The 20,552-nt window shown below is 48.2% G+C and carries 14 protein-coding genes; 3 read left to right on the top strand and 11 right to left on the bottom strand.

Features of this window, described 5'->3' with window-relative positions; translation table 11 throughout:
- Positions 1–86: 86 nt before the first annotated feature.
- The 3 genes from ABD851_RS07960 to ABD851_RS07950 all read right to left on the bottom strand — a co-directional run bounded on the left by ABD851_RS07960 (position 87) and on the right by ABD851_RS07950 (position 2,780).
- A complete protein-coding gene (locus ABD851_RS07960) occupies positions 87–848 on the bottom strand; it encodes a glucose 1-dehydrogenase (RefSeq protein WP_344977991.1) in 762 nt (253 codons plus the stop codon).
- A 21-nt stretch (positions 849–869) separates the two neighbouring features.
- Positions 870–1,409 carry a carboxymuconolactone decarboxylase family protein gene (locus ABD851_RS07955; protein WP_344977989.1) on the bottom strand — a complete coding sequence of 180 codons (540 nt, stop codon included), beginning with the start codon at positions 1,407–1,409 and terminating at the stop codon, positions 870–872.
- Between the two features lie 72 nt (positions 1,410–1,481).
- The gene (locus ABD851_RS07950; protein ID WP_344977987.1) at positions 1,482–2,780 is read right to left on the bottom strand and encodes a spondin domain-containing protein; all 1,299 of its coding nucleotides are present in this window, start codon (positions 2,778–2,780) and stop codon (positions 1,482–1,484) included.
- 485 nt (positions 2,781–3,265) lie between these two features.
- Between ABD851_RS07950 and ABD851_RS07945 the strand changes: the two genes are divergently transcribed.
- From ABD851_RS07945 to ABD851_RS07935, 3 genes are read left to right on the top strand one after another with little or no spacing between them, the layout of a single operon-like run.
- The gene (locus ABD851_RS07945) at positions 3,266–4,759 is read left to right on the top strand and encodes a sugar ABC transporter ATP-binding protein (RefSeq protein ID WP_344977985.1); all 1,494 of its coding nucleotides are present in this window, start codon (positions 3,266–3,268) and stop codon (positions 4,757–4,759) included.
- A gap of 19 nt (positions 4,760–4,778) precedes the next feature.
- The gene (locus ABD851_RS07940; protein ID WP_344977983.1) at positions 4,779–5,729 is read left to right on the top strand and encodes an ABC transporter permease; all 951 of its coding nucleotides are present in this window, start codon (positions 4,779–4,781) and stop codon (positions 5,727–5,729) included.
- A 29-nt stretch (positions 5,730–5,758) separates the two neighbouring features.
- On the top strand, positions 5,759–6,700 hold the full coding sequence (locus ABD851_RS07935; protein WP_344977981.1) for a substrate-binding domain-containing protein: 942 nt from the start codon (positions 5,759–5,761) through the stop codon (positions 6,698–6,700).
- A gap of 70 nt (positions 6,701–6,770) precedes the next feature.
- Here ABD851_RS07935 and ABD851_RS07930 read toward each other — a convergent pair whose 3' ends face one another.
- The 8 genes from ABD851_RS07930 to ABD851_RS07895 form a co-directional block, all read right to left on the bottom strand.
- Entirely contained in the window at positions 6,771–7,916 is a 1,146-nt protein-coding gene (locus ABD851_RS07930) for a serine hydrolase domain-containing protein (protein WP_344977979.1), read from the bottom strand.
- Positions 7,917–8,086: 170 nt separating this feature from the next.
- Entirely contained in the window at positions 8,087–9,052 is a 966-nt protein-coding gene (locus ABD851_RS07925; protein WP_344977977.1) for a Kelch repeat-containing protein, read from the bottom strand.
- A gap of 50 nt (positions 9,053–9,102) precedes the next feature.
- Positions 9,103–10,218 (bottom strand): alpha/beta hydrolase, encoded by a 1,116-nt coding sequence (locus tag ABD851_RS07920; protein ID WP_344977975.1) that lies wholly within the window; start codon positions 10,216–10,218, stop codon positions 9,103–9,105.
- A gap of 19 nt (positions 10,219–10,237) precedes the next feature.
- Positions 10,238–11,914 (bottom strand): RagB/SusD family nutrient uptake outer membrane protein, encoded by a 1,677-nt coding sequence (locus ABD851_RS07915; RefSeq protein ID WP_344977973.1) that lies wholly within the window; start codon positions 11,912–11,914, stop codon positions 10,238–10,240.
- Between the two features lie 102 nt (positions 11,915–12,016).
- Positions 12,017–15,055, bottom strand: a complete 3,039-nt coding sequence (locus ABD851_RS07910) for a SusC/RagA family TonB-linked outer membrane protein (protein WP_344977971.1) — start codon at positions 15,053–15,055, stop codon at positions 12,017–12,019.
- A 573-nt stretch (positions 15,056–15,628) separates the two neighbouring features.
- Positions 15,629–18,349 (bottom strand): TonB-dependent receptor, encoded by a 2,721-nt coding sequence (locus ABD851_RS07905; protein ID WP_344977969.1) that lies wholly within the window; start codon positions 18,347–18,349, stop codon positions 15,629–15,631.
- A gap of 340 nt (positions 18,350–18,689) precedes the next feature.
- The gene (purE, locus tag ABD851_RS07900; RefSeq protein WP_344977967.1) at positions 18,690–19,178 is read right to left on the bottom strand and encodes a 5-(carboxyamino)imidazole ribonucleotide mutase; all 489 of its coding nucleotides are present in this window, start codon (positions 19,176–19,178) and stop codon (positions 18,690–18,692) included.
- 14 nt (positions 19,179–19,192) lie between these two features.
- The gene (locus ABD851_RS07895; protein WP_344977965.1) at positions 19,193–20,335 is read right to left on the bottom strand and encodes a 5-(carboxyamino)imidazole ribonucleotide synthase; all 1,143 of its coding nucleotides are present in this window, start codon (positions 20,333–20,335) and stop codon (positions 19,193–19,195) included.
- Positions 20,336–20,552: the final 217 nt, after the last annotated feature.

Genomic DNA, 20,552 nt, shown 5'->3' with positions numbered 1-20,552 from the left:
GCTTGCGGATGTCTGCCGGGCCATATTTGGGTTATTTTTAACATAAGCGGTGTAAGCGGCAGCGCTGTACCGTCCGTCCATCGGTGTTATAACATGCCGGCCGTGGCGCCTCCGTCGACGGATAAATTCTGCCCCGTAATAAATGAGGCCTCGTCCAGGGCAAGAAAGGCCACGGCAGCCGCCACTTCCTTATCCTTTGCTACACGTCCCGCGGGTGTGCGTTTTTCTATGACCGACCGCTTTTCGGGCTGCGATAAAAGATCCCGGGTCAGCGGTGTTTCGGTAAACCAGGGAGAAACACTGTTTACCCGGATGCCGGCATCGGCCCACTCCCGGGCCAGGCTGCGCGTCATCTGGAGCATCCCCGCTTTCGACATGCCGTAGGGCGCACCGGTCTGTGCATCAAAAGAACCGGCCACCGAGGCAATATTAATGACGGCGCCCCGGCCGCTTTTTTGAAGCGGGACAAACAGCAACCGGGACAGCTCAAACGGTGCAAAAAGGTTGGTATCCATCACCTGTGCATACTCGCTGGCGGAATAGGTTGCCGAAGGCTTCCGGATGTTTATGCCGGCATTGTTTACCAGTACATCCAATCTTTCCCAATGCTGTTCCACCCATGTCGCGATGCTCGTCCGGTGCCCCTCATCGCTGACATTGCCGGGAAGCGCATGCACCCTAAAACCCTGACTTGCAAACTCCGTCTGCGTGCTTTTCAGTTCATTTTCGTTCCTCGCCGTAAGCAGCACTTCTGCACCCAAAGACAGCAATTCTGCAGCGATAGCTTTGCCGATGCCCTTGGAGCTGCCGGTGACGACGGCCTTTTTATCTTTGAGATTCCAGCTCATTTCCGATGTTTTAACAGAAAATTAATTGTCCAGCGCCGGAGCCGCAGGGAAATCCACCGGCACCTTCGTCACCGCATGCAGGATATTGCTGATGGTACGGTCGCCCACCAGCATGATCACGTCCACCAGATTTTCCCGGGTGTAGCCTGCGGCCAGGAATTCGTTTACCAATTCGGGATCAACATGCCCCCTACGCTCTGTCAGGCTTTTCGACAGCCGCGCCAGCACATCCAGCGACGGGTCGAAGGAGGCCGTTCCCTGGCGCAGCTCCCGGATCTGAGCTTCCGTGAAGCCGTTCATCGTTGCAACGACGCTATGCGCGCTCAGGCAATATACACATCCGTTGACCTGACTTACGGCAAGGTTAACTACTTCGAGCTGCTTTTTGCTGAGGGAAGCGATGCTGTTTTCCAGATTCAGATAGGCGTCCAGCGCATTTTCGGAATACGCCAGGGTAGCATAAAGATTGGGCACCTTACCCATTGTACTCTTCATCTCATCAAACAGCTGTTGGTTCTTTGGTGAGAGGTCTTCTTTTTTCGGAACAGGGAATCCTTTCATTTTTTCTTTTTTTATGATAAATAACAGATGAACAGAAAGCAGGCAGGACCCTTTGATCCTGCCCGCAGATCATTACCGGATCGTCACCTTTATCATGTCTTTTACGGCCGGCAGGGTAGTAAAGGCATTGGGGTTGGGCACTTCGCCGATGGATTTGCTTTCCGTGGTGACGGAGCCGCCCAGGTTGAACTGCTCGTTTCCGGCGCCGGGATACTGGTCCACCGCCGTTCCGTCATCGAACAGCTTTATGGAATCAGAGATATCGCCGGTCTGAGCAGGGTCTACGCCGTCGCCGGCAGTAGCAAAGAACCAGTCATTGGAGAAACCGTACATGGTGGCCAGCGCCAGGCGATCGCCTTTGTCCAGCTTGAGTTGCTGGGAAACGCTGCTGCCGGGCTGGTCGCCGACTGCCGGCAGCAATACCGTACTGCCGGTCGCGGCAAGTACATATACCTGTTTTACGCCGTCCGTTTCCTGCAGCGCCTTCGACAGCACGCTGGCATCGCCCTGCTGGGCCAGGTTCTTGAGGCCCTTGCCGGCATCTTTTTCACCCAGCTGATAGAGCGGGTTGCTGATGCCGTTGTATACTACTACCAGCACGGGAGACAGGGGAGTAAAGGTGCCGGTATTGTCTTTGATATAGCTGTAAAGCTCCGAGTTGTCGCCCGTTTCCGCCAGCGCTGTCAGCCCGTTGGCCGTCGGTTTTCCGCTGGCATAAAGCGGAGCGGCATTCAGCGGACTGCCGCCTGCGATATATGATACGGCCCAGAGGCCGGGGCTCAGCGGGGTTTCATTAGCGGTACCGCCGGAGATGTTTTTCAGCGTCAGCGTAAAATAGGAACCTCCTTCGTATTTTAAGGTGGCCTGAACCAGGGAGGAGGCGGCCAGATAGGTGTGGCCCTGGGCATCCTTATCTTTTACCTCGGTGACCGGTTTCTGTTCCGCGTCGCCGGGATGGTTGACTGCAGATCCGGGCGACTGATTGATCCGGGTGCCGTTATCCCATAATTTTACCTGATCGGATACATCGCCTTCGATGGGCTTTTTGTCCTTATCATACAACGCTATGCCGGGGTTGGCGGGGGCGAAGAAAAGATCGTTGGACCAGCCATACATGGAGGCAAAGGTCACGGTCTGGCCGATGGCGGCGGAAAACCGGAAGGATACGGATTGACCCGGCATGATCAGCGGGGAAGCGCCATCTTCCGCATAGGTGCCGGATTCTACCAGGCTCCTGGCCTGCAGGACATTTTCGATGGTAATGGTTTTTTCCTGCGTGGAGGGCTGGTTGTCGTCGTCATCTTTATTGCAGGCTGAAAAGACCAGCGGGAGCGCAGCGAGGGTCAGCCATTTCAGGGAGTTCTTGTTCATCTTTTTGTTTTTTGATTAAACAAGACAAAAGTAACCGCGTTATTACCCATACGGAATAACGGCATTTCCCGAATGATTGATAATATTTCCCGAGTCAGGCTGGAACAGTATACAGGTGTATCTGAGCGACGGCAGATCCCATCGACCCTTCTTACAAGAGATAAACAGAAAAGAGCGGCAGATACATCCTGGAGCTCCAAAGCGATAAAGCTATTGATAAAGGGAAAATCCGTATAGGTCCTTTTACTAATTCGGCAGATACTGTAAATTTAGCCCTGTAATGACACGAACATGTTCGCTGCGTTGTTTGCCGGCGGTAATGGTAAATGGGCATGGGTTGCAATGGGCGACGGTAAAACGAAGCATTTAAAATAGCTGTGGAAACACGTTAAGCGGCATTAAACAGAGGCCGTTAAAACCATCATATTAAACAGGACTAACCCGATACAATGACACAGGCTGATTTCAATAAACCTTTGTTGCGCATGAGGGGGATTTCGAAGTCATTCTCGGGAGTGACCGCGTTGGATGCAGTGGACTTCGCCCTGGAAAGAGGAGAAGTGCATGCTTTAATGGGGGAGAACGGGGCCGGGAAATCAACCCTGATGAAGGTACTGGCAGGCATATGTAAAAAAGATGCGGGACAGATTTTTCTAAATGGGATGCTGGCGGACATCGAAACGCCGAAAACCGCGCTTGACCTCGGCATCTCCATGATCCATCAGGAGCTGAGCCCCGTGCGGGAGATGACGGTCGCTGAGAATATTTTTTTGGGTAAGGAGCCATGCCACCGATTCATGGGCATTGTCAATACGGGGAAACAGCGGCAGATCACCCGGGAGCTGCTTGGCGCATTGAACCTGTCCCTTGATCCCGATCTAAAAATGCGTGCCTTGTCCATTGCCGAAACACAGATGGTGGAGATCGTAAAGGCGGTATCCTACAACGCCCGGATTATCATCATGGACGAACCTACCTCGGCCATTACCGGAACGGAGGCTGCAAAGCTGTTTGAGATCATTTATAATCTTAGATCAAAAGGTATCGGGATCATTTATATTTCGCACAAGATGGACGAGATATTCCGGGTTTGCGATACCGTTACGGTGCTCCGGGACGGCCGGTACATTGAAACGCGGCCCGCTGATCAGCTGGATCATGATACGCTGGTAAAGCTGATGGTAGGCCGTCAGATCAGCGACATGTTTCCCAAAAAGAATGTAAGGACAGGCGATGTATCCCTGGCAGTGGAGGGCCTGACGAAAAAAGGGTTGTTCCGGGATATCAGCTTTAAAGCCAGGAAGGGGGAAATATTGGGCTTTGCCGGATTGCTGGGCGCCGGAAGGTCCGAGATCATGGAGGCGGTTTTTGGTTTGCGGCGTGCGGAAGCAGGAGGTATCAGGATCAACGGAAAGCCGGTCCGCATGCAATCACCACGAGATGCGATAAGGCATCATGTTGCCTTGATTACGGAGGACCGGCAGCAAAAGGGACTTAACCTAAAAGGATCAGTAAAGGATAACATTACCCTGGTAAATTTGAAAAAGCTCAGCCGGCTCAATCAATTCATAAGATTTAAAACAGAACGGTCGATTACGGATACGGAAATCGGGAAGCTGCGTATAAAGACAAGGGATCACCGCCAGCTTGTGCATACCCTGAGCGGGGGGAATCAGCAGAAGGTGGTCGTAGCCAAGTGGCTGCTGACAGATCCCGAAATCATCATCTTTGATGAGCCTACCCGGGGAATCGACATCGGCGCTAAGGCCGAGATTTATAAAATGATCTGTGAGCTGGCGGAGCAGGGGAAGACTGTCCTTATGGTTTCATCCGAACTGGAGGAGATATTGGGGCTTTGCGACAGGGTCATTGTTTTATATCAAGGCAGGATAAGCGGGGAATTTGAAAGGAGCGCATTTGATCAGGAACGGATCATGAAAGCGGCTATGGGTAATGAACCGTTACTGATACATAACTAACCATGAGTAAATTGGCAATATGTCCGAAATAAGCAACTGGAAGAAGGCGGATACTTTTTTTTCAAAATATGGGATCTACTGCGCCTTTCTGATACTGGTGGGGGCGCTTACTATCGCTTTTCCTCCCTTTATAAAACCCTCAAATATCGTCAATGTATTGCGTCAGACCGCCGTCAATGGCATACTTGCGGTAGGAATGACGTTTGTGATCATCACTGCGGGGATCGATCTGTCTGTAGGCTCGGTGTTAGCGCTGTCGGCCGTGGCGGCTACTTCCCTGGCGCATCCGGGCGAGTATCCCCTGATCCTTTCCCTGCTGATCGGCTTGCTGGTCGGCTGCGCTTGCGGTGCGCTCAACGGCGTGCTGATCGCAAAAAAGAGGCTTGCACCTTTTATTGTGACGTTGGCGATGATGTCAGTAGCCAGAGGGGTGGCATTGGTTTATTCAAGCGGCCGCCCGATCATTAATTTAAGTGATTCCTATAATCAGATCGGAGGCGGATACCTGGCCGGGATACCGGTACCGGTCATCATTTTTCTGGTGATTGTTTTGTCAGGCGTCTTTGTGCTGCGATATACCCGTTTCGGCCGGTATGTGTATGCCATAGGGGGGAATGAACTGGCTGCGCGGGTATCGGGAATTAATACCACTCGTATTCTTATCTGGACTTATGTGATCATGGGGGCTTTGGCCGGAGTGGCAGGTATTGTACTGTCATCGCGGGTAATGTCCGGGTCGCCGGCCATGGGAGAAGGGTATGAACTCGATGCCATTGCGGCGGTGGTTATTGGCGGTACCAGCTTATTTGGCGGCGTAGGCTCAATTTCGGGAACCGTTGTAGGCGCGCTGATCATGGGGGTAATGGATAACGGGCTCGATATGCTCAATGTATCCTCCTACTGGCAGCAGGTTGTCAAAGGCGCGATCATCGTGCTGGCGGTGCTGCTGGACAAGCGGTCCAGAAATTAAATATTGCTGCAATAAATAATGATATTGACATGAAAAGCGGCTTCAGATATAGTGTAGTTACCGGTATTGTTTCGTTGTTGATTTCCTTTTCCGGATGTAATCTGCGGGATAAAGGACCCCATCAGCTTGTTATCGGCGTTTCCTACCAGGACCTGCAGAATGAGTTTATCATTAGGTTGCAGGATGCCATCCGTGCGGAAGCAAAAAGATCGCATGTCAAGCTCGTTGAGCTGGATGCGCAAGGCCGGGCTGAAAAGCAGATATCCCATATTGAGAATTTTGTTTCCCGCGATGTGGATGCTATTATCCTGAACCCTGCCGACGAGCAGGGCTCTGCTCCGGCCGTAGATATTGCTGTGCGGGAGCATAAGCCGGTAGTAGTGGTCAACTCCCTGGTCGCAAACCTGGAAAAAGCATCCGCTTTTGTAGGGTCCCCCGATGAGGAAGCCGGCCGCATCGAGGCTTCGGAAATAATGAAGGTACTCAACGGAAAGGGGAATATTGTCCTGATTCACGGTGTATATGGCCATTCCGCGGAAGTACAGCGAACCAAAGGCATACGGGAGATCGTTTCCAGGTTCCCGGACATCAAGATTACAGCCGATCAGACCGCTAACTGGAGCAGATCCGCTGCGCTGTCGGTAATGGAGAACATACTTTCTTCCAATCGTGAGGTCAATGCCGTCATTGCGGAAAATGACGAGATGGCGCTGGGGGTTGCCAAAGCGATAGCAGGAGCGGGGAAGCAACATACGATCCATGTAATCGGCATAGACGCCATCCAAGATGCATTGCGGGCAGTGGCTGACGGCAGGATGATCGCCACCGTTTATCAGGATGCCGGGGGACAGGGCGCTTCCGCGGTTGACCTTGCCTGCCGGCTTATCCGGGGGGATACTGTAAAACACATTAACTACATCCCTTTTCAGCTCGTGACAAAAGCGAATGTAAAGGATTTTCAAAGCCGGTAACAGTCAGCCGATAAGCGTGCGGCGGTGCGCTGGCTACGCCGTCTTTGGTTTTTTTCAGCAGCTTTTAACATCATTTCGTTTGTTTATCAAGCGCGGCTTTTATCGCGTCGCCCATCCGGCTTACATTGTCCTGGTTGATGTTGTCGTTTACGATGATAATGATTCCCGTTTTTTGCTTCGGATAAAAGATGCAATGTGTATTAAATCCGGTTCCTGTATGCCCCTCATGGAAGACATATTCTTCACCGTCGCTGGTATTCATCATCCATCCCAATCCTATGGCAAAGCCATCTTTATTTCCCCATGTAATCCGGTGGGTAAGTTTAACCGCACGGTCTTTCTCCTCAATATTTGCCTGCAGGTAAATAAGCATGTCGCTGACCGTAGCGTTCATGGATGGTCCGCCTGTAAATCCTGTATAATTTATATAACGCTGGGGCGTGTTATGGGCATCATATCCCTGGGCAAGCTGTTTTATTTCATCGTCGGTCAGCCATGTCTTTGTATGATGCATTCCCAAATTAGTCTTCAAATAATGCGTGACAACCTGTTCGTAGGGTTGATGATAAATCCTTTCTATCAAAAGTTGTAAAAGCAGCATTGCATTTCCGTTGTACTGGTACTTAAAACCGGGGATGGTGTCTGGCTTTATATGATGCAGATCGGCAAGCAGGCTGTCCTCATTGTAGCCGTTAAAATAATGGGTTTGCGCTGCCCGGTCTAATTTTCCGATACTGTCTAAAATAGCTTCTGGAAAGACATGAAACTGCAGCGGCAGGGCGGAGGTATGGTTGGCGAGGTCCACCAACCTGACCGGATGACCTTGATATTGTAAATTAGGATATGGGTACGGTAAATATTTCCGGATATCATCTTTGAGATTGGCTTTGTGCTCTATTACGGCTTCCGAAAGCATGGTGGCTATAAAGGTTTTGGCCACTGATCCCAAGTTATAAAAGGTTTGCGCGGTAGGCAACTTTCCGCTGCCTTTTTCTACTTCTCCATAGTTGTATGCGTATTTGTTTCCCCGGTAATAAATGCCAATTGAAATTCCGTTTGCATTCCCGTCCTGCATGTATGCAACGGCAGCTTTTTGTACCGCAGTATCCATAAATGTTTTTAACCGGTTGTCTGTTTGGATCCTTCCGTTTTGTCCGTAGCTGCTGTCGGGTATAAGATAGATACCGATAAAAAGCAGAAAAATCGTTTGCTTCATTATTTGGCGATGTTATAAAAATAAGCTTTGTATAAACAGGGATCGGCCCGGCTTCAATACCTGTCGTATTCAGCCGCTGAGATCATCGAATTTGCATTGCAATAGTACGATATTTATCGGCGGAATTTATATCTCACAAAGCCGATTTTGAGGGAGGGGGCAACTTGTAATTACCAGTCTTTGGGTAGCTTCAGCGACCAGATGTCATTGACGAGCGGTGGGGTATTGCCGCCGGCTATCCATATCTTATCATCAAAAACAAATGCGGAAGCTTCATGTCTTGCCTGCCAGGTTACCGCCGGTTTAAGTTCTTTCCAATCCTTACCATCTTTGGAATACCAGATGTCGGACCAGTTTTTCGACGGATCATTTGACCATCCGCCCATGACCCATATACAGTTCCGGTATACTACTGAAGAGAACCATATCCTTTCATGCCATGGAGCCTGATGACAGACTTCGGTCCAGTGGACGCCGTCTTCCGTACTCCAGACATCGTTTCGGGCATGATATTCCGGGACATAATTTCCGCCGCCGAAAATATACAATTTCCCGTTGAGTACCGCTGCCTGCAGATAGGCGCGGGGCGACCAGGGGGCGTGGCCGGTTGCGAGCTTCCAGTTTTTACCATCGGATGAATACCATACGTCGTTTTTAAGACTCTTTGCATCCCCGAAATAATAATCTTCCGTACCGCCCAGCAACCAGAGCTTTCCTTTAAATACGATCAGGGCCGCCGCTAATCTCGGCGTCCAGGTTGCCTGTTTTGTCTTCAATTTCCAATGAACGCCATCTTTGGACGACCATACTTCATTAGAAGCCGAATGCCCTTTCAGTCTTCCGTTATACCATCCTCCCATCATCCACATCTTATTCCTAAACGCCACAGACATCGCGAGATCACTGTGTATCCAGGGCGCCGATTTATTGACGAGCTTCCAGGACCGTCCATCTCCGGAACTCCATACATCCCGGGGCGGTTTTGCATAAGAATCGAACCATCCGCCCAGGATCCATAACCGGCTCTTGAAGACAAGCTCACCCTGGGAATCCCGGGCTTGCCATTGGGCGTGCGGATTTTCGACGACCCAGGTTGACTTATACTGCGCCGATGCCCCCACCGGTGATAAGATCATACTTAATACTATCACTGATAACCGCTTCGTCATCTTAAAAGGAAATTTTTCTACTTGATCTGTGAGGGATGGACTGCTGTATGATTTAATATTTTGTCAATGAACCGGTATGCCTGTAAACGGGCTTCCGTTGGGAAATCATGCTCGCTCTCCGGATAACAGACCTGAAGATTGCCCCGCGCATGCAGAAAGTCATATACTTTTGACACACGGACTATTCCTTGCCTTATGCCGTCGACGTTGAAGTTGGCATCATGCAGGGGAGAATTGGAGAAAAAAGCCCTGGGGGCGATCGCAGCGATCACCTCGTCGAAGTCAAAAGGTACTTTGTCGGGATCAAGATCATATTTATCCCGGAATAAAGGCATGTATCGTTCCTGGGCCCAGGGCCACAGCTTACCGCCGTATTTCTTTTCCGCTTCCCGGTCTCCGTTGAAATAATCATGCAGGAGAGTCCAGCCGCAACTGGATACAATTACTTTCAGCCGGGTATCAAATGCGCCGACGAACATCGCGCTGTGCCCGCCCAGCGAATGTCCGATCACACCTATGCGTCCGGGGTCGACATCAGCCCTTTCCTGGAGCAGGTCGATACAGCGCATGTCATCGAAGACGTTTTTCATTGTTCCCGACAAGTACCGGTCTGTTTTGAAATCATAATCTTTCAGGTCGCCGAAATCGGGATAATCCGGCGCGATCACCACGTAACCCCTTTCTGCCAGTTCCCTGGCATAGGCCCGGTTTTGCAGATCGCCCTGCCCGTCGACGATCTTCTTCCCGAGCGGGCCGGTCGGGTGCAGGGCGAGCATAGCGGGAAATTTATCGCCGGCGCCGGGTCGGACAGGGACATATAAATAAGCGGAGATATTTTCATGCTCCGCTACGGTAAACGTTATCGTGTACCGGAAATAATTCCCCCCGTTTAAACTATCGATATATTGAATGTTCATGGGCGGCAGATGGCTCCTGTCGGGTAGCGGCCCCATGACGGCCTGCATGCTGTCGCGTATCTGGCGCTGTTTTATTTTCCATTCTGCTTTGGTTTTTATCCTCCTGGACCGCCCTGAAGCATCGATATAGGAAAGCAGGGTATGGTTTTGGGGAATGATGGCGCCGGACAGGAATACGAGCAACGCGATTAAAGCCATGGAAGTCCTGTAAGTCATATAATCCCGCCGATTAAGTTCAATACCCCGGATTTTGCGGAAAATCAGCGCCGCTGTTCAGATCAATTTCCTGCTGGGGAATGGGCCAGAGCATATTGAAAGGCTGAACTTCAGCGCCGGGAAACAGAGGGTTGTCATTATATTTTTTCACCCTTTCATAAAACTTTCCCGTACGGCGTAAGGTAACCAGTCTCCACTCCTCGCCGTATAACTCCCTGGCCCGCTCATCCAATATATAGTCAATAGTAACATCTCCCGGATTTACCGGCGCCGCATGCGCCCTTGCCCTGACCTTATTGATGTCTGCTGCGGCAAGGTCCGGCCGGTTCATATCGACATAGGCTTCAGCCCGCAGCAGTAATGTGGAGGCAAAGCGCAAGGCATACCAGTCTTTAAAAGTTCTTCCTGCCCCGCCTAAAGAAGGCAATGTGGGATAATTGAACGGGTCCAGGAATTTGGTATGTATCGCCGGCCAGATGATCTTGGTGGTGTCCAGCATATTGGGACGGGAAGGTCCGTAATCATGGATCCATTCGTCCATTGGCTTTTTATAATATTTAGAAGCGGGATTGTCACAATACACATGCTTCAGCATATTATAATTCTCATGCCGGGTATCTCCCTTTGCATTGCCCCATATATCATAATAGATGTAGTTTGTTCCGCGACATTCCGCCGTACCGCGACTTAACGTATCCGAATAGCCTGTATACGCCCCGTTATACATTCCTCCTAAAATGGCTTTTTGATTATCGGGAGTCGGTCCTATATCGAAGTAACGCGGCCCGAAGATATAGGCCGTAGATAACATGCCGCCGCCCTCAATAAAGGGTTCTACCTGTATTACCCACATTGCTTCGGTATTCTCCTGCAAATTTTGATTGCCATTGGTAAAAAGATCATAATAAGCATCTCCGTCTCCAAAAATATCATGCCCGAGCTTTGTTCCAAAACGGTTGGTCATCAGATGATAGTTGTAATCATCAACCACATGGGAAAGGGCCTGAACGGCCAAGTCCGGTTTATGCATTTCCAGATACGTTTCACCGAGATAATGCCAGGCAGGGCCCTGGGTCAGCCGGCCCGGTGCGGCCTCCTGTCCGGGCTTGGGTAAATGAGTGGCTGCAAATTGGTAATCCTCCACCATCTGTCCGTAGATCTTATCTACAGAATCACGTCTGAAATCCACTTTTGCCTCCTGTACCGGTTGGGTCAGCAGCGGAACCGCTCCATAGGTCGATACGAGATACCGGTACGACCAGGCCCTGAAAAACCTGGCTTCGGCAATGTATTCGTTTTTGCCTTCGGCGCCATTCTTGAATAAGGAAGAGTCGGCTTTTTCAATTCTATCAATCAGCACATTGGCCATATTGATAATTTCGAACCCGGCATTCCAGGTATCCACGACCCATCTGGAGGTGGGCGTCATGAGCTTATATGAATTAAGATAAACGGTAAAAGAGGGGTCTTCACCTGTATATCCTTCGTCTGATCCCATAGTCGCCCACATCATCACACCAAAATCAGAATAGGAAAAATAGTGGAAAGCCACTCTTCCATAAATAGCATTTATGCCTTCTTCCGCACCCGCCTCGTCCACATAGGCATTCTCCGGTGTGAGGAAATCAAGCGGCTCCTCATCGAGGATATTTTGATTACATGAAGTGAATGAAACGGATAGGGCCAATACAGCCATAATAAGCCATATTCCATATCTCAGGTCGGTTATCTTTATACTTCTATACATGACTTGGCAATTTAAATTTGATAGAACGCAGGGTTAATGGATCTGGAAGCGCTAAAAGCTCAGTCTTAGTCCGAAAATGATATTTCTCATAAGTGGGGTATCGCTCGTGCCGGTTTCGGGATCCCATCCCTGCCATTTCGTCCAGACGTAGGGATTTTTACTGGATACATATACCTGGGCGCTCTGTATGTTAATTTTATGGATCAGCTCGCTCGGCAGGGAATAGCTCAGGGAGATATCCTGCAGCCTTACAAAGCTCCTGCTTTGATAGATGCCGCTTTCAACCGGCGGCGTGTTATAGATCCCGGTCGTATTCGTGGTCGGCCTATCCGGTCTCCAATACGGATTAATGGCCGGCGTATTCATCCGGAATGAAAAATCATAAGCGGGGTTGACCATCGCGAAATTGTTGGCTAAATAGTATTTTTTCCCGCCCTGAATAGAATTAATAAAAATGGAAAGCGTGAAGTTTTTATAGGATAGCATATTGGCAAGGCTGAACCGGTAACTTGGCGACGCATATCCGATTATTTCCCTGTCGTTGACCGGTTCGATCTTTCCATCATTATTTATATCTGCATATTTAAACTGTCCCGGATACCATCCTTCATAAATGTTTTTATTGAAAAGATCCTGCTCCTGCCATACCCCCAATATCTTATAATCGTATATGGATTTAATAGGTTCTCCCACAAACCAGGAATTACCGATATCCTTATCCCCTCCGTCTCCGTACAATCTTTGGATCTTATTCCTGTTCAGGGAGAAGGTAAATTTGGTCGTCCAGTTAAAAGCGCCTTTGACATTTACGCTATTGATCTCCAGATCGATCCCCTTATTACTGATCTGTCCCAGATTCGACCATACGGAAGTATATCCGGAGGCCCTGGGTATCTGCCTTTCAACCAATACATCCTTTGTCTTGCCGGTGTAAAGATCAACGGAGCCTGCAATTCTGTTGTGCAAAAAGTTAAAGTCGATTCCGAGGTCCGTAGAACTGGTTTTCTCCCAGGTCAATTCTTTATTGCCCAATGTGGTGGGATAAATGCCGATGGCGGTCTGTGAGCCATACACATAATCATAGGTATTCATTTGAGAAAAGCTGGCGTATCTTCCTATTCCCTGATTCCCGTTGATACCGTAAGAAAGCCTGAGCTTCAGATAAAACCCTTTATCTTTCAGAAAGGGTTCTTCTGTAAGCACCCATCCTGCGCCTACGGAAGGAAACGTCGCCCATTTGTGATTGGGTGAAAAACCGGAATAGCCGTCTTTACGAACCGTCCCGGTAAGCAGGTATTTTGACCGGTAGCTATAGTTCCCCCGGGCCATGTAGGAGAGGCTGTTTTCTTCATAAGCCGTCGAAGCAACCACGGGAAACTGACCCAGCTCCATGTCGTTATATCCGAGGTTTTCGATGCCAAAGTCGGTGGCAGAAAGCGTGGAAGAGCTGCCCGTTCCTTTTTCCCGGCTGAAAAGGAGCGTGGCATTTATCTCGTGGTCTCCGAATGAATTGGAATAGTTAACGATATTATCCAGGATCCAGTTATTGGATTCAATCGGATTTTTTACCGCCTCGCCATTATTATCCACCCCATTGATGGTTTTGTCACTGTAAAAGGTATTGTTGTTCTCTGTTTGATGCAGACGGGAATATCGCAGGGTATATTTCAGTCCCTTTACCCAGGGAATGTTGATATTGATCGTTCCCACTGAGAACAGGTTGGTCCTTATATCCGAATTATCTGCATAAGTATATACAAGCGGGTAAACCTGATACAATTCCCCGCCCAAATAAATCTGATAATCGGGACTTCCCAAAGGATTATTCAGCTGCAGCGGACTGGCCACCCTTGCCGCGCTCAGGCTGGCCGGAATACCTGAGTTATCCCGGTGGCTGTAGGTAGCGTCCAATCCGATCTCCAGCCAGTCGTTTATCTTGTCGCTTAAGCTGCTGTGTACGGTAGACCGTTTAAACTGATCATTTTTCTGGATACCTTTTATGTTTGAGAACGAACCGGACAAATAATAGGTTATGCCATCTTTAGAGCCCCCGGTCAGACTGATGTCGTAGTTCTGCATCGGGGCCTGGCGCAGCACCTCATCCACCCAATCGGTCCCCTTTCCTGCCAGATAGTTTTTCTTTTCTTCAGGGGTTCTCAGAAAGGAGGCTACCGTCTCCCTGTCGGTTGCATCAGGCCTCGCGGGTCTTCCCGCCTCACTGGTAGGATGGGTTGCATACCAATTATATACATCCCTTTCCCAGGTCCAGTCAAGCAGTCTGAGCGCAAACTCATCTCCGTTCATTTCCCGGACCGGGTTGTTCGTCATCCCCTGGAAACCGGCATATGCGCTGAGGGAAAAGACAGATTTTCCTGCTCTCCCTTTTTTGGTATTAATGATCAGGACACCGTTTGCGGACCGGCGGCCATACACGGCTGCTGCGCTGGCGCCTTTAAGCACATCTACCGATTCTACATCATTGGGATTGATGTCGTCTATATTTCCGTAGAAAATGGCGCCGTCCAGTACAATCAGCGGCTGAACAGAACCGGACAGGGATGTTTGTCCCCTGATAGAAAAGCCCGGGTTGCCGGCAGCTCCTCCTCCCTGGTCTACATTCAGACCGGCAGCGGCTCCGGCCAGGCTCTGAAGAAGATTGACATTCGCGTTATTCATCTTATCGCTCATGTCGATTCTGGTAATTGCGCCGGTTAGGTCCTTTTTCTTTGCCGTTCCGTATCCGATTACTACGATCTGGTCCAGCTGTGAAGCGCTGGGAGAAAGGGACATCTCTAAAGTAGTCTGGTTTCCCACGGGGATTTTTTTCACCTCATAGCCTACATAGGTAGCAATCAGGGTGTCGGCTGCCGAGGCGTTTTCAAGTTGAAATTGTCCCGCGGCATTGGTAACCGCTCCGTTGTTTGAATGTTGTATCTGTACAGTCACACCGGGAATCGGATTCCGGTCTGTTGAGGAATAAACCGTTCCCGTAATAGTTTTCTTTTGCGCACTTGCGGACGAAAATGCACCGAAGAAGAGGATGAAGAAAGTTTTCCATGTCTTCCTTCGAAGGAAAAATGATGTTGTCATAAAAAGTAGAACTTAACGCATTAAAGGTTTATAATGGCATGATATCAAATACGAAATCCTACTTACTGCTTGCACTATAGCCGGAGAAGCCACTCGGATCGTAAAATCGTGTACGTACACGTACCTATAGACGGAAATTATTATTTCCGGTAAAAATTTATGTTTCCATCACGAAAGACAAAAAAGGACTATTTCCACGCTGCCGTCAGTGCTCTTTACGACCGGGACTTCTTGCTATATTCTATAGGTATGTTTTCTACTTATCCCTTATCCATATTACGTTTCATGACATTAATAGGAGAGAAGACCACTTGTGCAAAAGGCGGTCCATTCCCTTTCGTATGCTGCCTGGTCTATCAGAACGCTGCATTCTCTATGGGCACGCCAAAGCAATTTCCGGGTGGTTGCTGATCAGACGGAGCGTGTACGTACACGAATTTATGGACGAAAATTATTATTTCCAAACAATTTTTATAATTTTCGTCCTAAAGGCAGAAAAAAGAGATTCCCGCTCCGCCCGTGATGCTTTGTAGCATCAACCGCCGGCGGAGGTATTCAAGTATTACAGTGATCTTAAAACTTATACCTGAAAGCAACTTTAAAGCTTCTGCCAAGCAATGGACGTGCTATGAATGAAGTGGCACCTGCATCACTGCTTTGGAACTCTCCCTGGCGCGGATTCCCTTCGGTAAGACCTAAGGAATTACCAAGATTATCTATAACCCCGAAAATCGAGATTTTGTCCGTGAGATTTGCCTGAGCATTTATATCAATTTTTGTATAGCCTGGAAGAACCACTGAGTTTGCAACATCTACATAGCGTTTTGCTTCGTATTCTATTACAGTTTGCAGGCGAAGATGGTCGGCAAAAAGATTAAACCCCGGAACCACTCTTAACGAGGCTGCCGGTATCCTGATGAGCTGGTTGTTGTTATAATTGATTAAGTTCCCGGAATTATCGGTATAGACATATCCCTTATATTGGGCATGCTGTAATGTAGATGTTGCTGAAATATCAAACCATTTTACAGGATAATAGCCAGCTTCAAGTTCAAGGCCGAAAGTCTGTGTATTTGCATAGAGGTTTTCTTGCGTGTTAGATCCGTCCAGATTAAAAACATAGTTTGTAAAGCCTACATTATTATATTTTGTCCAGAATCCTGTACCGTAAAAGGAAAGTTTAGAAGCGCTGTATTTGTATCCTATTTCGCCGAGTTTCATTGTTTGGGTAACAGGCGCTGCAGTAGCATTGGTTACATAAGCGCCCAGCCCGGGAATACGTGCGGCAGAAGTATATCTGGCGAATGCGCCCATGTTATCCGAAAACTGATAATTTGCTCCCAGTGTCCACGTGGTGTAGTTAAAATGCCGGTTATAGCTTTGGAATATTCCGCTTCCGGTTAATATTTTAGAGGTAGCAAAAGTTCCTAAGTTTGCAACCTTTGTCTTTTCTACAATGCCTTCCGTCTGTGCATTCTCCCAACGCAATCCGCCGTCAATACGCAGCGCATTCGTTATCTGCCATTCATCACTTATATAAACGGCATGGGTTGTCTGTTCGCCGTGAGCATCCGCAAACTCATATCCGTATTGGTATATTCCGTTATCGGTAAATGATTTTAGGGTGTCTCCATTGGCGCCGACGGCTACAAGATCCAGCAATCTTGCATTATCCTGAACATCCAGTAATGCGCTTGAGGAATACCGGTTGAAGTCTTCATCGAAATGAGCGTAATAGTATCCGAAGTTAAAATCATGCTTTGAGGAACCTGTAACAAAAACATGCGAGACATGAAAATCATTTGTAACTTCCCTGACCGGTAATGTAAGGCCTCTCATCCCTCCTATGATAACAAGACCGTTGCCGTTTTGGTCAGCAGCATTAAACGGCGTGCCTGTAGTTACATAGCGCAAAGCCAATTTCTGCGCGCCCGGAACGGTCGCTATCAGCCCTGCTTGACTTGAAAGAAGCGAATCGGCGCTTTCTAAAGAATTCGGATATACGCCGTTACGCTGTGTTTGTGTGTTATCGTAACGAAGCGTATTTTTTAAAATCCAGTCATTAAAAAGCTCAGTCTTAAACTTAGCGGTCAGCTGGTTTCTTTTTACAGCCGTGCCAACCGTATTGTCAAAATTGTAAGTGCTGCCGTCTCCCTGAATCATATTTACTTTTTCTGTTTCCGGTCCTGCCACTGTTCCATAGTTGCCGTTAAATCCGGGTACAGCTGTTATTTTGCCGTTTTTATGCGTCATAGGAATACCTAAATAAAAAACCACATCATCGTCCAAATGCTTAAAATCAACATCGAACGATGATTTTTCCCATTTCTTACCGATAGAGACTCTGATCTGTCCGCCATGGTTGCCGCTGTAGCCTGGATCGCGTACTCCTGTCCCGACGCGGTAAAACCCTCCTGTAGCAAACTTCCATCCGTCACCGATAGGGGCTCCTACCCAAAAGTCTCCTCGATAAAGATTATCGCTTCCCAGACTTAGTTTAAAAATACCTTCCGTTCTATTGCCGACGGTGCGGGGAATGTAGTTTACTGCTCCTGCCGGTGCATTTGAATAAAAGACAGAAGAAGGGCCGCCCCGAACAACTTCAATAGATTGAATGGTTTCGTCGAAGCGGAATGCCTGGTCCGCATTCAGATAGCCTAATGCCGGATCGTGCTGTACGGGAATGCCGTCTTCCAGTAACTGGATCGATCCGTAACCGTCCACAGGCACGCCTCTTGCCCTTACATTTCCGCTCGCCTCACCTCCGGACGATTCAACCCAGAAACCCGGTACTGATTTTAAGGTCTCGGTAACGCTTGTGGGAGCCTGCAGGCTAAGCGCATTGTACCCTATATCCGTCACCGAATAGCTTGTTTCGAGTTTGGTCCGATTTCTTGCGCCGGCACGTCCGGTAACAATAACTTCGTTTAAATCGTTCGCTGTCGATTTTAGCCTGATCACTAAAGAGATGACGGTGTCGGAGGGTATGCTATAACCAGATAGGGTCTGCGGTTGAAAACCTATCCGTGAAATCATAAATGAATAAGAACCTCCTTCGGGTAAATTGCGATAAGTGAAGATCCCCGAAGAATCTGTTTGTGTAACGGAAGTTCCGCCGGTGGTTTGGTTCTTTGCAAGAACAGTGGCGTCGGCAACCGGTTGTCCGTCTTCATCATTTACCTGCCCCTTTATGGTATTGCCGTTTTGTGCATATACGGTAATCTGAATATGGCAGCAGATTGCCAACAATAAAACAGGCAGAAATGGCCTGATTTTGATAGTTGATTCGACCATACCGTTGATTTAAGGCTTTTGAGAAGGAACCGACCCTGTATCAGGATTTATGTATCATAAAGATGTATATATTTTCGGCTTCTTTGGCCAATCCGCCTCATCATAATGATAATTTAATATGCTGTATACGACACCTGCTCAGTACCACTGATCCGTTTCCCGGCCGCTTAAGTAAATATAAACTTTATATGGAGAAGTACCTGCTATAATTATTAGCCTGCGCATAGTGCAGGACTAAGCCGTCATTTTCAAAATAAAAGCGGCTAAATGCGACACTACAATTATTGATATTGACACAGGGGAGTTGGCGTTTTAGCGGAGATAAAGGCTCATCCCGGCCTTACTTGTCTAAATCCTTATTCATCTTGGCCACCTGCTCTTTCAGCTCTTCCTTATAGTTGTAAAGTGCTTTCATTAGGGATACGTCGGCTGTGGCTAAAACTTGTATCGCAAGCAGGCCTGCATTTTTTGAAGCATTCAGTGCCACGGTAGCTACGGGTACTCCGTTCGGCATTTGCAAAATAGATAAAACGGAATCCCAACCATCTATAGAATTACTGGATTTTATCGGTACTCCGATTACCGGTAAAGTAGAAGTTGCCGCCACCATTCCAGGCAGGTGAGCTGCGCCTCCCGCCCCTGCGATAATTACTTTCAAACCCTTCTTTTCTGCTTCTTTTCCATAGGCAAGCATTTTTTCAGGAGTACGATGCGCAGAAACGATCTCAACTTCATAAGGGATATTAAATTTTTCGAGCATTTCTGTTGCTCCCCGCATCACCGGGAGATCGGATTGGCTGCCCATAATAACGCCTACTTTTGCTTCCATTTTTGGGTTGTATTTTATGCGATTACTTTTAATGCGCTTTTTACTTTTTTAGCCTTCATTTTTGCTTCTTCCAATGAAGGAGCTACAATGCTGACATGTCCCATCTTACGAAATGGCCTTGTTTCATATTTTCCATATAAATGGATATGAGCGCCGTCTATTTTTAAAACCTCTTCCACGCCTTCATAAATAGCTTTGCCGCGATAGCCTTTTTCCCCTAACAGATTTACCATTACGGAAGGTTGTATAATCGCAGTATTGCCGATCGGCAGGTTGAGAATAGCCCGCAAATGCTGCTCATATTGTGATGTGCTGTTTCCCTCAATGCTTTGGTGGCCGCTATTGTGTGGCCTTGGCGCCACTTCGTTTACCAGCAATTCTCCTTTTTTTGAAAGGAACATTTCCACGGCCAGTAACCCTACCATTTTCATTTTCTCGACGATAGTTCTTGCTATTGAAACCGCTTTCTTTTCCGTTTCGGGAGAAATGCCGGCCGGGGAGAAAAGATATGCAACCATATTGGCTTCAGGATTGAACTCCATCTCTACCGGAGGAAAATGCGCGACTTCACCCTTGGCATTTCTGGCTACTATTACGGAAAGCTCTTTTTCCAGATCAACGCTTTGTTCCAAAACGCTGGGTGCATCGAAGGCTTTTTGAAGGGTGTTTTTATTTTCTAAAAATTGTACACCATAGCCATCATAGCCGGAAGTAAGCAACTTTTGAAATACGGGAAAATCAATATCGGCTTGAGCGATATCATCGCGGTTCTTTATCAGCACAAAGGGCGAAGTGGGAATTTTGTGCTGTTGATAAAATGACTTCTGTGACCCCTTGTTCTGAATGATCCTTAACACAGCAGGCTGGGGATAGACCTGCTTCCCTTCTCTTTCAAGCGCTTCGAGCGCTTCCACATTCACATCTTCAAATTCTATAGTGATAAGGTCGAGGTCTTTCCCAAAATTATAAACCGTATTAAAATCTTTAAAATCACCTTGTACAAAACGATTGCAGAGATTTCTGCACGGCGCATTAGCAGAAGGATCCAGTACTGCAATATGCAAGTTAAAATCGTGTGCTTTTTGCAGCAACATCTTCCCAAGCTGTCCGCCCCCCAGGATACCGATTTTAAACTCCCCGGAAAAAATATTCTTCATTGAATTAGATTAGCAGTTATATTCCGCAAAGGTAATACAGAATCTAATGCTGTGGTTCCCGGAGAAAATTCCAACTTGTCCGGCCGGGTCGGGGAGATCGGATTGCCTGCGGCGATTTTCACTTTTCTTTCTGTCGGAGAGACTGGATTAGCTGCACTGATCCAAAGAGGAAGGGGAAACAGCAGGAAAGGCCTGCTTTGCAGCTTTTATTTGTCGC

It is taken from the genome of Compostibacter hankyongensis, assembly GCF_039541075.1.
GTDB lineage: Bacteria > Bacteroidota > Bacteroidia > Chitinophagales > Chitinophagaceae > Compostibacter > Compostibacter hankyongensis.
This window is presented reverse-complemented; position numbering and strand designations above follow the sequence as displayed.